Genomic DNA, 15,417 nt, shown 5'->3' on the forward strand with positions numbered 1-15,417 from the left:
GTATCGCCGATGGGCGAAAAACCGGGAAGTCGAAGGTTACCGTACGATCCGGAAGATTCTCTCCCACCGGGCGAAGCGAAGCGGACCGGCCTGGTTGGACGGCTGGAGCGCGACTCCGGCAGGCCGAGCCGATATATACCCGGAGCCGTCGCCCTGGCGCAGGGAAAAATAGATCATCAGCGGACGTCCTACGATGTTTTCGCTGGGGACGAAGCCCCAGTAACGGCTGTCTTCACTGTTGTTGCGGTTGTCGCCGAGGACAAAGTAATTTCCTGCGGGGACGATCAGCCCTCCGTCATCGATGAGCTTGCGCATGCGAATCCACCAGCGCGAGTCAATGGCAGGGTCGGCGTTCTGAAGCCGGGGAAAATTATCGCGAAAATTGTCAGGACCGGAAGGACGGTAAAACGCATAGGGCTCGTCGAGGCGGAGACCGTTGACCAGGACATGGCCATTGCGAAGACGGAGGTGGTCACCGGGGATTCCGACCACGCGTTTTACGAGATGAACGTCCGGATGGAGGGGAAAGTGAAAAACAATGACATCGCCCCGATGGATAGAGGGAGGAGGTAGAAAAAGTGAGCCGATTGAGTCTGCGGTGACCTGCTTGTCTACGAAGAGGAAGTCGCCTATGAGAAGAGTCGGCTCCATCGAGCCGGACGGGATGCGGAACGGCTGGACCGTAAAGGTAACGATGAAGACCGCCACCACAATGATGACGATCAGGGACTGCACCGCCGGAAGGATGCCAGGTTTGGGGATGTGAGAGTGACCCTGAGGCTGATGCGGGCCGCGAGGCTCTGAAGGGGGAATCCGGCGGGGAGCCGCAACAAACCCCATGGAGGGGTGGACCTCAGGGGGAGAAGCAGAGGTGAGGCTGGGGCCGCTCATCGTGCCGCCCCTGTACCTGCGCGACCACGTTCGACAATTCCAGGTTCCGCAGCGAGAGAGGTAAGGTTTCGCTCGGTCTGGAGACGTTCGAAGGCGATGCGGGCCGCCTCCTGCTGGGCCTGTTTTTTTGTGGTGCCCTCGGATTCCGCCAGGGCTCGTGACCCTCCAAGACCGTCGGAGACGCGGACCTCAACACGGAAGAGCTTCTGGTGGTCAGGTCCGCTCTGCGATGTGAGGACGTACTGGGGCTGACCGGCGCCCGTTGCCTGCAGGTGTTCCTGGAGGGCGGACTTATGATCGCCGATGGCTCCGCTAAAGGTGTCTCGCGCGCTGAGAGCTCCGTGGAGATCAGGCATGGATGGCTCGATGATATGGCGCTCGATGAAGGGGCGAACGACCTCGAGCCCTCCGTCAAAATAGAGGGCAGCGATGACGGCTTCGAGGGCATTTGCGAGCAGCGCCGGCTTCTGCCGGCCTCCGCTTTGCTCCTCGCCGCGGCCGAGGCGAAGCATGGCTCCAAGGCCTATGCGCTGGGCGACGGCACCGAGATGGCGGCGGCTGACAAGGGAGGCCCGGAGACGAGTAAGCTCTCCCTCGCGAGAGTCGGGAAAGCGGCGGTAAAGACTCTCGGCGACAGCGAGGCCGAGGATGGCGTCGCCCACGAACTCGAGCTGCTCGTTGTCGGTGGCCGGGTTGAAGAGGCTGTCGGGGCTGGTCTCGTAGGCAAGAGATCGGTGCGTAAGCGCCAGGGTAAGCAGGTCGGGGCGCTTGAATCGGTGATCCCAGGGAGGGGCGAGCGTCTCGCTCGATGAAACTCGTGCGGACTTTCTGCGGCGCGTCGGCATGCTCCCTCGCTAGGAATTAACTGTACTGAAATGTTGGACGCTCCAACGAGCAGAGTCGCTCATTGGGGCGAAGGTGGTCGATAGGCGTCCTTCTCAGCTTTGCCGGTGGGGTCTAAAGGTTCGTTATCTTCATTGTTGCTGTTGGACCGCTGCGGGAGAAGGAAAGGCTCCTTAAGACCCTTCTCTGCAGCAGCTTTGGTGTCGGGCTGGGAATCACGTACTGCCAGAGCGGCTTTGTACTCAGCGACGGCCTTCGTGCGTTCGGGGTGTTCGCTCTCAGGACGCTCCGGGTCACGCGCAATATCATACAGACGACCAAGATAGATGTGAGTCCAGGCCAGCGTACGCGGGTCTTTGGTGAGTGTGAGCGTCTTGTTCAGGTGAGTAAGGGCGGATTCAGGGTCGCCCTGTACCAGTTCGACACGGCCAGCCAGATAGTTGGCCTGGGGGTCGTTCGGGTTGGTCCTGAGAGCCTCTTCAGCCATCATCCCGGCACCGGCAGTATCGCCCTTCATCAACCTCATCTCGGCGAGGTCCAGGCCTTTGAGCTGCCGGGGAGCACGCTTGACGAAGTCGTGGCTGCCCTCCGGCAGAAACGCAACCTGCTCGGCGGCGTGACGCTCACGATCGACATCCATGCCGTATACCATCTCTGCGATGTCCTCTTTCAGGCTGGCTCCGTCCTTTTCCATCTGTCCGAGCTTGTCATAGAAATAGCTCGCCAGAACCCAGCCCTGCCGCATGTCGAGATCGACCTGCTTGCGGCGAACGGCCTCGGATTGACGCTCCCACGCCGTAAGTTCGGCCTCGTAATTCGTCATATCGGAGCGCTGCTTTACCTGGCCGGGCCGTTTTGGCTTGGGGGAGCCGGTATCCATGGTATGAGCTTCGACGGCTTTGATGAGATTTTCCGTGATGAATGCCGAAATATCGGACTTATAGGTGAACTCGAGGGGAGCGTCCTGAACCGCCTTGAGCAGCGGAAGGAGGCGATCCATGGCGCTGGCGCGGGCGTAGACCAGAGGCTCAATCTCATAGTGGAGATAGGTGTGCCGGATCTCGTCCATATGAACCTGGCCGAGTGGATTGCCGGAGGGCGAGACGACGACGATGTAATCGTTGCCGTAGATACGCGCATTGGTGGTGGATGGCGCGAGCATGGGCTCCAGCAGAACCAGAAAACGGCGCCCATCATAGCTTGAGACAGGCAACCGGAGATAGATATTCGTATCGAGAATCGTCTTTGTCAGGGGATCGTGGACTTTGTCGACCAGCGCTTCGTATTCCGTGTGGTGTGTTACCCAGATGCCGTGCAGATTGATGTCTTCAGCGAAGGTGCGGAGCAGGGGAAGAATGTTGACGACCTGGGTGGAGTCAGGAGGAAGTTCAGTCTCCTCGGCCGCAGGATTAAGTTGGGGCGGCGGGTTGAGATAAAGGGAGAGGGAGACATACTGCGCGAGATTAAGGCCGGAATCCGCCAAGCTGTGCTGGCGGATATAGCCGCAGAGCGCATCGCGGTGGTCGCGCGCATCGGGTGTGGCGGAGGCGAGCGCCTGGTTGATCTCATCGCGAATCTGCTTGCGGACGGGGGCAGAGGCTTCGAGATCGGCATCGTATCCGCAGGTATTGAGCGCGGCAGCGACGTAGAAGAGCGGTTCGCTGGTCTCGAGGGTAACGGCGGCTCCTCCGGCTTCAGGCTGAGCAACGCGCGGACGCGCGGGAGTGCGTTGGCGGTCGTTGTCGAGAGTGGACGAAGACTGCGAATTCGACGAGCTTGACGACTGGGCCCCGGCGTTGTAACTCAGCAAAGAGGTTGCAAGCAGAAGGGATGCCGCGGTTTTGTGTGGGAAAAGCACGTTATTTTGACTCTTTCAGAGGAGTTTAGGGGAAGCGGTGAAGGCGGTGCAAGGTTCAAGTTGGTTTAGCTGATGCCGCCGTTCCGATTACCATCTTTTCAGAGAAGGTGGCCCAGTGAGCCTTCTCACTTCCCTATGATTTTGATGCCGGCATTGTGGCAGGAGCGGACGCAGCCTCGGGCGAAAAGTACTTTTTCTAAAAGGTTGGGATGTAACAGGTTAAGGCCGGTAACCACAGCCTTCGCATGCGGCGGCAGCGACGCCAAGCGGACGATTCTGTTTCGAAGTGCAAAGTTCATAGACCGGCATCTCGACGGAAGAGGAATTGGCTAAGTCTGGAATCGGTAAATCGACACGACACCTATATTGGGGCTGGCGCGACATGGATTTCGCGTACATGGATGGGGCTGGTGGTCTCCGGGATCGTGCCGTCGTTGACCTGGATCTCCTGCGGAACACCCTCGAAGACGATACGAGTGGAGACGCTGGAGCGGGGCGGGATATGGACTTTTTCGGTCGATGTGAGAGTTCCGGAACGGACCGTGACCGGTACATCGACCGTGACGTAGCCGGCATTGTGAATTTCAACAGCCACCAACCAGCTCACGCCTTTGCCGTTGCGGGCGGGAAGATCACGGGGCGTGACGTTGACGATGGAGAGATCGGCGAGGCCGCGGTCATGGTAAACCCAGTCATCGAAGATGGCGGAGAGGTCCTTGTGTGAGGCGGCTTCAAGAACACGCTGAAAGGCGTGAGGGTCTTCCGGAGTATTGGGGGCTGCGTGGCGTACTTCGTCGCGGTAGGTCTGCAGGCCCCGCTTGAGGGGAACATCACCGACTATGGAGTGCAGCAACCACAGGACCGCCGCGGCTTTGGCCCGGTAGTACACCTCGTCATGCGCTGCAATCAAGCTCTGGCCGGGCTGGCCCGGAGGTGGAGGCAGTGTAGATGGCAGAGGGTCAGGTGGGCCCGCCGGTAGAGGCTCGGGGGAGCTGGAGCTGCTGGAGGAGCTGGAGTAGCCTCTGCTGAAATCAGCCGGAGGGGTAGAAGCTTCCTCAGCTGGCTTTTCCGGTTCGACTAGGGTAAGCGGGTTGATGAGCTGGCGGAGCTCGGCAAGCGCCTTGTCGCGGCCATCGGTGGATTCCGTGTAGAGCAGTGAGATGAACTGGGGGACGCCTTCGTTGAGCCATGGCAGTGACGACCGAAACCAGGCATGCGCCAACGAATGGACCATTGCAGGGGTAATCTGGCGGGCGTCCGTAGCGGTGAGGGGAACAAGCAGGAAGGCGTCCTCTTCGAAGGGCTGTCCGGAGTGATCGATGAGGGTGAGAGGAGTAAGTGGGGCCGGGCCCAGCCAGTCGCGGAGCAGAGGCGCAACATTGGTGGATGCAGTGGTAAAGGGAGCGATGGCCTCTGGACGAGTTGTCGTCACCTGGAGCAGCTGATTTTCGGAAGGATGGGAAGCCTGGGCGGTGACGAAGAGGCTGGGGGTGCGAAATCCGAGGGAGGCGGCCGGAAAGTCCGTGGTCGCGACGCCATGGGATTCCTCGACTGGAGCGTTGGGCTCCTCTGTGACGTGATCGAGGGGCTGACGTTGACCATTTAAGAACGCGTCCACAGGAGGCTCGCCGACGTACTCGATCGAGAGCCGGAGATGAACAGTCGAGGAGGCCTGCTGGAGGCGCGAGAGGCCGATGGCCTGAAAGAGCCTTGCGCCGTCCCCGAGGAAAAGTGGAGGAGAGGAGACGGGATACCAGAGGACATTGCCGAAGCCTCGGAGGGCGATGATGTCTGGGGATATCTGGTCCCAATCGGCGTTTACGGCCTGATCGGGAGGAGCGCCGATGCGCGTGAGTCGCTCGCCGGAGGCGGTGATAGGGCCTGAATAGAAGCCGGTCAGCGTAAGGCTGGAGCCCGGTGGAATGGGGCGTGAGAGGACGACAAGGGCCTCGGTTGCCTGACCGGTGTGATCGGCATCGGTAGCAAGGACGTGTTCGGTGAGGGTAAGGGGTATGGGTGCGCTTAGGCTCTCCCAGTGGAGGGTAGAGGAGACCTGGAGTGCGAGTTGCGAGACCGGGGCGGACGAAATATTGCGGACGGTAAAGCGGGCTCGAGCGGCAAGGTGCGAGGTAGCGGGGGCGAGGTGCAGGTCGAGATCCCAGGCCGTGAAGGCAATGGCGGAGCGTTCGGCGTCCGTGATGGCGGCGATGGCTTTTTCCGGCGTTCGGGAGGGCTTACCGGAACGGGGTTGGGCCGAGGGATCTTCGTTGCGGTGAAAGAGGACCTGGCCCTGAGGTTCCGATGGAGCAGGCTGTTGCGCCATCCCGGCTGCGGCGGCACTGAGGAGAACGGTGAGTATGGTGGAACGAATCATTAGATACTGCCGAGGCCCTTCGGCTTTTTCGCAGGTTTTGCGAGAGCGGCCAGCTTTGGTTGGACGACTGGATTCAGCTTTGAGGCTTGGCGTTGGCGCATGGCCTCGTACATGACGACGGCGCCGGCGACGGAGACGTTGAGCGAGGAGACCTGCCCAGCCATGGGGATTCGCAATAGATGATCGCAGGTCTTCTTGACCAGGTCGTGGAGACCGGCGCCTTCGCGTCCCAGGACGAGGACACAGTCGGTGGCGAAGTCGAAGTCGGTGTAATCGGGGGTTCCGCGCTCGTCGAGACCGATGACCCAGATGTTGGCCTTCTTCATCTGCTCGAGGGAGCGGACGAGGTTGGTTACGCGGGCGACGCGGATGTGTTCGGAGGCCCCTGCAGACGTTTTGGCGACTGTAGCGGTGATGGGGGCGCTGCGACGCTCCGGAAGAATAACGCCGTCGACCCCGACCCCGTCGGCGGTGCGGAGCAGGGCACCGAGATTGTGGGGGTCTTCCAGGCCGTCGAGGGCGAGGAAGAAGCGATGGTGGCCGTCAGCGGCGGGGACGAGAAGGTCCTCAATGGTGAGGAATGCCCGTTCGCGAAGATAGGCGACGACGCCTTGATGCGCCTCGGTCTTGGCAACGCGCGTGAGCTGATCGCGGGGTTCTACCGAGACGCGGACGCCAGCGGAACGAGCCAGGGAAGAGAGGCGATCGAGCTTTGCATCGCGACGCTCGCGAGCGACGGAGATGCGGTCGAGGCGACCGGAACCGGCCCGGATGGCCTCTTCGACGGGGTGGAGGCCATAGAGAACTTCCATGACTTCAAGTATCGCAGGCGGAGGGCGATATTTCACCTCGCAGGAGGCTTTTGGGGTCGGGAAAGAAAACGGTGTTCCCGGGCTCTGGGGACGCCGTAGAATTACAAGATAGAGACAATTGAGCCCTTTGAAGGATGATCGGATGGGTCGTTTGGAGACAAAACGAGGTTTTTCAAGCCGCGAGTCCGACGACCGAGACTTTTTGGGTGGAACTCGCGTCAGTACCTCAGTGAATAGCGGATCCCTATCGATAACGGCGGCGCAGATTGCGCTGACCCAGGAAGAGAACGCAGCGATTGCGCGCGGCCTGAAGCGCCAGGACGCTGAGTTGCTCGACCGGCTCATTGAACAGTATCAGCATCGTTTGTTGCGCTATCTCCTGTTCCTGACCGGTCGTCGCGAGGTGGCGGAGGACCTTTTTCAGGAGACATGGATGCGTGTGCTGGTTCGGGGCGCGCAGTACAACGGTAAGGCAAGATTCGATACATGGCTATTTACGATTGCGCGTAACCTGGTGATCGATCTATCGCGAAAGCGTACGATGGCAAGCCTGGATGAGATGAGTGAGAGCGATGAGGACGACCGTCCGTTCGAAGTGGCGACGACGGGACCCTCGCCGCTGGAGCAGTTCGCTTCGTCGGAAGATTCGGCCGAAGTTGGTGAGGTCTTGTTAACCTTGGATACTTCTTATAGAGAGGTCCTGGTGCTTCGGTTTTATGAGGAACTCTCTCTGGAGGAGATTGCCGCGGTAACGCGTTCGCCGCTTTCGACGGTGAAGTCTCGGTTGTACAGGGGCCTGGCCTCGTTGAAGCCTGAGCTGGAAAAGTTGCGGAGCTATCGTCCTGTGGTGGCGGAGGCGGGCAGATGAACGAATGGACCGAGGGTAAAGCGCAGGGCGAGGTGGAGCTGGCGCGGCAGGCGATCGGGTCGCTCGAGATAGGAGCCCGGACCTCGCTTGTGAACCGAACGCATCGGGTGGTGCGCGAGCGGGCAAGACAAATGTCGGCACGGCGAAACCGCATTCGCAGCCTTTGGGCTCCCTTGGGAGTATGCGCTTCAATGGTGGTGATTCTGGTAACGGCGGTGTGGACGCTGTTGGACGAGTATGAGCTGGTCCCGACAGGAATTCCGGACGCAAGCGGTCAGTATGTGGTACTCCTGTTCTGGTTTCTTCCGGCGACGGCCGCGCTGTTGGCGATGGTCTGGTTTCGTCGTATGCATGGAAGACGGTCCAGAGGAGAGACGGCGTGATGACGATGTTCTCGGCATCGAACGAAAGCAGATCGCAGGAGGTACAGGCCGGACAGGAGGACGAACTGAGCCTGATCCCAGGCTGGTCGGTCGTTCTGGCCGTTCTCGTCTTCGCTGCCGTTCAGTATCTGTTTCATGTGGTCATGCCCCACCAGAAGCACGAGATGCTGCCGATGCGGGTGCTGATGAGTTATTCGTGGGGCACTGCCTTCGCGAGCTATGTTCTGCTGGTGGGGTATGTGAGCCGTGACGTAAAGCGTCGCAGGATGTCCCCGGGCATCTGGATGCTGATCGTTGTGCTAATGCCCGGCGGAATCGGCGCGGTCGTGTACTTCCTTCTGCGGCAGCCCTTGCTGCGTCCCTGCCCCCATTGCAGAACCGAGATTGCTTCGAGCTGCCACTTTTGTCCCCAGTGCCAGTTCCAGATGGCGCCGGTCTGTGGCCGATGCTTCCGTGGAGTTCAGATTACCGATGTCTATTGCACGCAATGCGGGCACGATCTCGCTCAGGACCACGCCCCGGCGAGGCTCCGGGCGTATAGTGACTAGGGGTGCATCCGTAGGGTTGTAATGCACTCGACCCGTCGAAATGGCTCTTACAGCTCTGATTATCGATGATGAACCGCTGGCACGGCAGGAGTTGCAGTATCTGCTGGAGCGCGCGGGTGGGGTAGACGTCCTGGCGCAGGGAACCAACGGAATCGAGGCGGTTGAACTGATCCGGACCCACAGGCCCGATGTGGTCTTTCTCGATGTGCAGATGCCGGGACTCGACGGATTCGGAGTGCTGAAAAAACTGCTGGACCGAAGGGTGCCTCTGCCGCAGGTAGTCTTTGCCACGGCCTACAACCAGTATGCGGTGCGAGCGTTCGAGGTGAATGCGGTGGATTATCTGCTGAAGCCCTTCGACCGTAAGCGTGTCCTGCAAACCATCGAAAAAGCTCAGAGCCGCCTGACTCAAGGTGAGCGCGCTGACGGAAGCTCCTCGGCCGATACGGAATCCAAGCTGGATGCGCTCTTGAGACTGATAGGGGAGCAGACGCAGGCTCCAGTAGCGAGGGCAAATACCGGTAAGGTGATCGTTCGGGCGCAGAGCCGCCTGTTACTGGTGGACCAGAAGGAGATCTGTTTCGCCACAATTGATGAGGGAACGATTACGGTTGTGACCCCGACGGTCGAGGGACACGCGAACTGCAGAACCATCGAGGAGTTGCAGGAGCAACTGGACCCCGAGGCATTCTGGCGCGTTCACCGGTCGTTCCTTGTGAATATTCAACATATCCGCGAAGTGGTGCCATGGTTCAAGTCGAGCTATCAGCTCAGGATGGATGACCCGAAGAAGACGGAGATTCCTGTCAGCCGGGCCCAGACGAAGCGGCTCAAAGAACTGTTCAATCTTTAAATATTTTTGAGTGTGTGGGAACCATGGGGGATCGATCTGCGTAACGATGCCTAGACGATCTACATTTGTATGGTGTAGATAAACATAGTATGGGAAAACCGAATGATCTTGTGCAAGGAACGCTGAGTCTGCTGATTCTGAAGACGCTTTCGCTCGAGCCGAAACACGGGTGGGCGATCGCGAAGAGGATTCAGCAGATCTCAAACGAGGTGCTGCAGGTACAGCAGGGCTCGCTGTATCCGGCCTTGCAGCGGCTGGAGCAGCAGGGGTGGATCCGTTCGAAGTGGGCGGAGACGGAAACGGGCCGGCAGGCCAGGTTTTATTCGCTGACGACGGCGGGCCGGGCGCAGCTCGAAAAAGAACGAGAGATATGGTCGAGGCTGTCGGCGGCAATTGATCTTGTGGTCGAGAGCTGAGGTACAAAGGGAGGCTCTATGCGCTGGTTGGATCAAGTGCGGAGGTCGGCGGGGACGCTGCTCCGGCGAGAGAGTGAGACCGCGAGGTTGGACGAAGAGATGCGCTTCCACCTGGAGCAGGAAGAAGCCGAGCGGATTCGGCGAGGGGTAAGTCCGGACGAGGCTCGCAGGTCTGCGCGGCGAGAGTTTGGTAATCCGGCGCTGTTGCGGGACGAGGTGCGGCGGGGCTGGAGTTGGGCATGGATGGAGACGATTGCGCGCGACCTGCGCTTTGCCGTGCGGGCTCTGATGCGTTCTCCGGGATTCACGGTAACTGCGGTGGCCGTGATGGCTCTGTGTATCGGCGCGACTACCTGCTTGTTCACGATTGTGCGCGCGGTGCTGCTGGAGCCGCTTCCGTTTCGCGATTCAGACAAACTGGTGATGGTGTACGAGCATTTCCGTGCCAATACTAGCGGCTCCCCGTATAACCCGGTTGCCACGGGAGACTTTTATGACTGGCGCAAGCAGACGCACGGGTTCGAAGACATTGCTTCGTTCTATTCGTGGAGCTTCAACGTAAGCGGAGATCATGGCGAGTTGCCGGAGGTTGCGCAGGCGGCGCAGGGCTCGTGGAACCTGTTTCATCTCTTAGGGGTCGAGCCTGCGCTGGGCCGCACCTTTACCGAATCGGAAGACCGGCTGGGGCAGGCCCCGGTAGCTGTGCTCACGTGGTCCTTCTTTCAGCGCAGGTTCGGTGGAGATCGCTCCATTATCGGCAAGCAGGTTCGTCTGGACTCGAAGCCTTACACCATCGTTGGCGTCCTGCCTAAGTGGTTTACCTATCCCGAAGCACGAACGCAGCTATGGGTGCCGTACGCTGATGGCAAAACAGCGGAATGGCTGGATCGCCACGACGACCACCGGGCCTACGCCATCGCGCGTCTGCGGCCCGACGTAAGCCTGAAGACGGCGATCGGCGAGGTAAGTGCATTGCAGTACAGAATGCACATGGACCGTCCGGGCAAGCCGGTGGCCGAGGACGCACTGGCGCGCCCGATGATCGACGATGTTGTTGAAGACGTGAAGACGCCGCTCGAGATGATGATGGCGGCGGTTGGCTGCATGTTGATGATTGGCTGTCTGAATGTGTCGAACCTGTTGGTTGCGAGAGGGGCCGCGCGTCAGAAGGAGATGGCGATTCGCGGCGCCCTCGGAGCTGGGCGCATTGCACTGTTACGCGAGCAGATGACCGAGACGATCATCCTCTGCGCAGGCGGTGGTGTTCTCGGGTTATTACTCGCACTGGTTGGAACAGAGTGGCTAAAGGGGCACTGGCACGGGCTTCCACGGGCGGACTCGATTCATGTCGATGGCATGATCGTGTTGTTTGCTGCCGGAGTCGTGGGCCTGACGGCCATTCTCGCGGGGCTTCTACCGGCGCTTTCGTCCACCCAGAAAGGGATCCTCGGCGCCCTGAAGGATTCATCACGCGCGGCGGGTGCAGGTGTGTCGCGTGCACGTTTACGCAAGGTGCTGCTGAGCGCTGAGATCGCTCTTACGGTTGTGCTCCTGATCGCTGCCGGGCTTCTACTGAAGAGCTTTGTCCAGCTTCGTACGACGGACCTTGGAATCGACGGTGATCACGTGCTGACGATGGGCTATGGTCTTCCGGTAGATCAGTACAGCAAGCCTGAACAAAGAGTCGCATTTGCAGAGGCTCTGCTCGAACGCATGCGGAGGATACCGGGCGTTCAGGCTGCGGGACTAGGTTCTGTGGTTCCGGGTGCCGGATGGGGTGGGGACCAGGTCTTCATCGTTCCGGAGCGCCCGAACTATGAACCGGGAAAACAGCCGGACGCCGCATATCGGGTAGCGGATCCGAAGTACTTTGATGTGCTCAAGATACCGTTGATTGCGGGAAGAGTCTTCGATGCGCACGACCGATTGGACCAGTCGAAGAAGGTGATCATCACTAAGGAACTTGCGAAACGATACTATCCCGGCGAGAACCCTCTCGGAAGGAACATCGTAATGGGAACCGATGTGACCGATAAGAAGAGGACCTTTGAGATTGTAGGCATCGTGGGGGATGCGCTCTGGCGGGTTGGAGAGAAGCCGAAGGCTACAGCATATTTTCCTGCGTTCTCAGGAGATCAGGAGCGCAGACTCACGCTGGTGGTGCGAACCAGTGGCGATCCCCTAAGTTTTGCAGTTGCTATGCAGAAGGCGTTCGCCGCACTCGATCCGCAACTACCGGTAGTCGATGTGCTGACGATCCCTCAGATCGTCGGCGAATCGACGGTGAACCAGAGCCTGACAGCATCTCTTGTGCTGGCGTTCGCTGCGCTCTCGCTATTGCTGGCAGGGGTCGGGCTCTATGGTGTGTTGTCCTATCTCGTAACCCAGCGGGTGACCGAAATTGGAATTCGAATCGCGCTGGGAGCGCAACGCGCGCAGGTGCTGGGTCTCGTGCTGCGGGACGGACTGCGTCCCGTGGCAATGGGGCTCGTGATTGGTGTATGCGGCGGCGCGGCGGTCGGATATGTGATCCGGTCGCTGCTGTATGGTACGCGTCCGATGGACCCCGTGGTGCTGGCAGCAATGGTGGCTACGTTGTTGCTTGTAGCTGCTATTGCGTGTGCAGCGCCTGCATGGCGGGCTTCAAGCGTCGACCCGATGCAGGCGCTACGTACGGAGTAGAGGAACTTACCTCGGCTCTTTGCCGGGTGCGGCTCCCTGCACGACGAGTTCGTTATCGACACTGAAGGCTCCCGGGGCAGAGTTAGCCTGCATCAGGGCGATCGAGGCATCGCTCTTGTTGAGAACGACACCGTACAGCGTTACGTGCCCGTTATTCACGACGATGTGAATGGCATGATACCCACGTGGAGGATTGTTGGTGATGCCGCCGGCCATCATTCCGATGCCTCCTGCGGGTCCAATGGCTTGGCCGAGTGTTCCCTGGTTGGCATTGTACTTGCGTAGGGCAGCCTGAGTGTAGATGCGGTTGTAGACTTCAGCACGGATACGGTCGTCGTTGGGCGACAGGGGAAGGACCTTGATCTGATTATCCACGCCGTCGATTCCCGGAATGTCTTTGACGGCGCGTCCCGCATCGTCTTTAAGGGTGGGTCTGGAGGCATAGCCGTTCAAGACAAGGGTCTTGCCACGAAAGCCGAAGGTAATCCAGTCGAAAACGGAATAGTTGTTGAGGCCGGCGAGGCGCTTGCGAACCTCGTTGATGATGCGCATGCCGTCTTCCTGGGACATTGGAGCGGCCTGCTGTACATTTTGGGCCAGCGCCGGCCCTGGTGCCGACAAGGTAAGCGAGAGAAGTGCCGCTGCGAGGCAGGGAACTGCAGTAAATCGGGACATGGGGAGATCTCCTTGAAAGATCAGAACATATGTCGCAAGATGACGATAGCCGAGAGGATAGGCTCGGTCCAGATGCTAGGTGCGGCCCTCTCGTCGTTGCGCGAGGACAAGTCCTCGTGGGGTAGGAAGTAGAATGCAGGATAGAAGACCTTCAGATTCCATCTTGAGGGCGGCGTCCCGAACGACCTTGAGATGCGAACTGGCATCGTGCATAAGGATGACGCCTGTCGGACGAATCTGGGGAAGGAAGCGTTTGACCTCAGACTCTCGGATAGGCATATCCGAGTCAGAAAAGAAAATATCAATGGTTCCGTCGACCTGCATCTCGAGCGACGATTCGTTCCGGAGTTCGATCCATTCGGCCAGTCCAGAGGCGGCGATCTTCTCCTTCGCCTTTGCGAAGACGATGGGATCGAACTCGCAGGAGATAATTCTGCCGAAGCCATTCGCCTTGAGCGCCTTCGCGATCCAGATGGTAGAGGCACCGAGAAACGAACCGGTTTCGACGATCAGCATCGGCTTGAGGGTCGTTACAAGGCTGTAAAGAAACTCGAGGACCTCAGCCTCGGCGGTCATCGAGTCGTACATGTGCCAGCGCTCCGGGTGAGGACATTCGGCAGTGGGACGGTGATACTCGGGCAGGAGAACTCCGGCGGCCCGCTCCGCCTGGAGCATGACCTTATGCTCCTGCTTCATCTTCTTTTTAAACAGACCCATTCTGCGACTTCCTTCCGGTTTCCATTATAGGGAGACCGGCATCGCAGGCGCTTCGTCATGCGACCATCACGACCACTGCGTCTTTTTGCGAAGTCGCTTGCGATATCTCCTACAGCAAAGTAGGTGCAATGCTCACCACCTTGGTGATCGCCGCGATCACGCTCGAAGCGGTGGAGATATTTTTGGTGATGCTGTTGATCTTCTCTTTGATCTCATCAAGGGCTTTATTGCTGTCCCGGATCTTTATCGTCAGAGAGAGGAAGAGAGCGGTGTTTGCCTCGAGTTTGGCGGCATTGAGATCTGTGAGGATCTCATAAATAGAATCCCGAGCACCCTGGATCGTGTCTTTGGCGGTAAGGTCTGAAGATTCCCAGTAGGCACGGCCAAGGACATCGTAAAGGGACTTGTAGGTGGTAACAGCGTCGGGGTTCGTCAACGCTGGCGGAAGGCTCGGCGCCAAAGAGGATTGGGGAACAGCGGCTTCTGCTGCCCGCCGCGGGGCCGGGCCCCCGGCAGGCTTCTTTTTTGTCGATGACTTTGCAGGCGGCATGAACTCGTCCTTTATTTCGAGCTGGTGGAGATCGATTCGTAAAAGGTCGCCAATCCCTGCGCCGAAGCGCGAAGGTCGGCAATACGGGCCTGAAGCGATGAACTGTCCTTGCTGGCCACGGCTGCGGCGAGGGCATGGTGGGTTACTGCTAGTTTGAGAACCGACGCCTGAAGCCCGGTGAGCATATCGTCCGTGGCGTTCTTACTGGCCAGGATCCGAGGGAGACGCTGAATCTCTGCGCGACGCTCACCTGGCGCGAGCGAGGAGCCCGCGTGGCGAATGAAGCCGTCCTGCTGGGCGAGGATCTGTTCGTAATCGCGGCCGGCCTGATCGCGAAGAATCTCGATATCGCTGGATAGTAGCTTCGAGAGGGCGTCAACGTCAGGGTCCATCTCGCGAATGACCTTGGGCACGGAAGACTTGACCTGGCGGTTTACGAGAAGGTCGCCGAGAGCCTTGAGGGCCGTGCTCGTTGCGTTGGCTTCGGTGGAGCTGATACTGATGCCGATAGGGGTGGAAGCCGCGATAGCATCGCCCAGCGATTTAAGATTCGCGCCGCAGGCTGCAGCCGCTTCGTCAAGTTTAGGGGAGGAGATACCGCTGGAGATGTCTGCAAGGGTTTGCGCATAGACGCGGAGTCCGTCGAGAACGTCGGTACGAGCCTTGAGACCCTTCTCGTCGATGAGAGGGCGGATGGAGTGCGGATCCATCGGATGATCCGTGTCGAATCGCGCGACCAGCAGGGATGCCTGGGCATCTTCGTTCAGCCGGACGGCAGCACGGTAGGCGTTCTGCGTGTTGTCGACCACAAGGTCAGTGGCGCTGGAAAATGCAGCCGTGTTGCGTGCCAGCGGAGAAATCGAGCAGCCGGCGAGCGGAACCAGACAAGCGCAGAGCAGGCCGAGCAGAAGGTTTCGTTTGCGCATGGTGCAAGGAAATTCGTGCAC

The 15,417-nt window shown here is 59.5% G+C and carries 15 protein-coding genes; 6 read left to right on the forward strand and 9 right to left on the reverse strand.

The annotated features are described in order from the left end of the window. Positions 1-36: 36 nt before the first annotated feature. The 5 genes from lepB to rlmB form a co-directional block, all read right to left on the reverse strand. Positions 37-891 carry a signal peptidase I gene (gene lepB / locus BDD14_RS18485; RefSeq protein ID WP_130420092.1) on the reverse strand — a complete coding sequence of 285 codons (855 nt, stop codon included), beginning with the start codon at positions 889-891 and terminating at the stop codon, positions 37-39. Beyond that, positions 888-1,736, reverse strand: a complete 849-nt coding sequence (rnc, locus tag BDD14_RS18490; protein ID WP_130420093.1) for a ribonuclease III — start codon at positions 1,734-1,736, stop codon at positions 888-890. Before rnc ends, lepB begins: the two co-directional genes overlap by 4 nt. Positions 1,737-1,795: 59 nt before the next feature. Further along, positions 1,796-3,592 (reverse strand): tetratricopeptide repeat protein, encoded by a 1,797-nt coding sequence (locus BDD14_RS18495; protein WP_130420094.1) that lies wholly within the window; start codon positions 3,590-3,592, stop codon positions 1,796-1,798. A 361-nt stretch (positions 3,593-3,953) separates the two neighbouring features. Next, positions 3,954-5,966, reverse strand: coding sequence for a gluzincin family metallopeptidase (locus BDD14_RS18500; RefSeq protein WP_130420095.1), 2,013 nt, complete (start codon positions 5,964-5,966; stop codon positions 3,954-3,956). Beyond that, the gene (gene rlmB, locus BDD14_RS18505; protein WP_130420096.1) at positions 5,966-6,778 is read right to left on the reverse strand and encodes a 23S rRNA (guanosine(2251)-2'-O)-methyltransferase RlmB; all 813 of its coding nucleotides are present in this window, start codon (positions 6,776-6,778) and stop codon (positions 5,966-5,968) included. Before rlmB ends, BDD14_RS18500 begins: the two co-directional genes overlap by 1 nt. A 142-nt stretch (positions 6,779-6,920) precedes the next feature. Here rlmB and BDD14_RS18510 point away from each other — a divergent pair, with 142 nt between their 5' ends. The 6 genes from BDD14_RS18510 (at position 6,921) to BDD14_RS18535 (ending at position 12,528) form a co-directional block, all read left to right on the forward strand. Continuing rightward, a complete protein-coding gene (locus BDD14_RS18510) occupies positions 6,921-7,646 on the forward strand; it encodes an RNA polymerase sigma factor (protein ID WP_130420097.1) in 726 nt (241 codons plus the stop codon). After that, on the forward strand, positions 7,643-8,029 hold the full coding sequence (locus tag BDD14_RS18515) for a hypothetical protein (RefSeq protein WP_130420098.1): 387 nt from the start codon (positions 7,643-7,645) through the stop codon (positions 8,027-8,029). Before BDD14_RS18510 ends, BDD14_RS18515 begins: the two co-directional genes overlap by 4 nt. Further along, positions 8,029-8,577 carry a zinc ribbon domain-containing protein gene (locus BDD14_RS18520; protein WP_130420099.1) on the forward strand — a complete coding sequence of 183 codons (549 nt, stop codon included), beginning with the start codon at positions 8,029-8,031 and terminating at the stop codon, positions 8,575-8,577. The genes BDD14_RS18515 and BDD14_RS18520 overlap by 1 nt, the downstream gene beginning before the upstream one ends. A 40-nt stretch (positions 8,578-8,617) precedes the next feature. Further along, positions 8,618-9,430, forward strand: a complete 813-nt coding sequence (locus BDD14_RS18525; RefSeq protein WP_130420100.1) for a LytR/AlgR family response regulator transcription factor — start codon at positions 8,618-8,620, stop codon at positions 9,428-9,430. 89 nt (positions 9,431-9,519) lie between these two features. Continuing rightward, entirely contained in the window at positions 9,520-9,846 is a 327-nt protein-coding gene (locus BDD14_RS18530; RefSeq protein ID WP_130420101.1) for a PadR family transcriptional regulator, read from the forward strand. 18 nt (positions 9,847-9,864) lie between these two features. Then, positions 9,865-12,528: an ABC transporter permease gene (locus BDD14_RS18535; RefSeq protein WP_130420102.1), complete on the forward strand. Its 2,664-nt coding sequence runs from the start codon at positions 9,865-9,867 to the stop codon at positions 12,526-12,528. Positions 12,529-12,534: 6 nt separating this feature from the next. Here BDD14_RS18535 and BDD14_RS18540 read toward each other — a convergent pair whose 3' ends face one another. The 4 genes from BDD14_RS18540 to BDD14_RS18555 all read right to left on the reverse strand — a co-directional run bounded on the left by BDD14_RS18540 (position 12,535) and on the right by BDD14_RS18555 (position 15,396). Beyond that, on the reverse strand, positions 12,535-13,203 hold the full coding sequence (locus tag BDD14_RS18540) for a BON domain-containing protein (protein WP_130420103.1): 669 nt from the start codon (positions 13,201-13,203) through the stop codon (positions 12,535-12,537). Between the two features lie 75 nt (positions 13,204-13,278). Then, a complete protein-coding gene (locus BDD14_RS18545) occupies positions 13,279-13,920 on the reverse strand; it encodes an O-methyltransferase (RefSeq protein WP_242618049.1) in 642 nt (213 codons plus the stop codon). A 109-nt stretch (positions 13,921-14,029) separates the two neighbouring features. Continuing rightward, positions 14,030-14,470 (reverse strand): hypothetical protein, encoded by a 441-nt coding sequence (locus BDD14_RS18550; protein WP_130420104.1) that lies wholly within the window; start codon positions 14,468-14,470, stop codon positions 14,030-14,032. Between the two features lie 11 nt (positions 14,471-14,481). Then, on the reverse strand, positions 14,482-15,396 hold the full coding sequence (locus tag BDD14_RS18555; protein ID WP_130420105.1) for a hypothetical protein: 915 nt from the start codon (positions 15,394-15,396) through the stop codon (positions 14,482-14,484). Between the last annotated feature and the right edge of the window lie 21 nt (positions 15,397-15,417).

Source organism: Edaphobacter modestus (assembly GCF_004217555.1).
In the GTDB taxonomy this organism is placed as follows: Bacteria; Acidobacteriota; Terriglobia; order Terriglobales; family Acidobacteriaceae; genus Edaphobacter; species Edaphobacter modestus.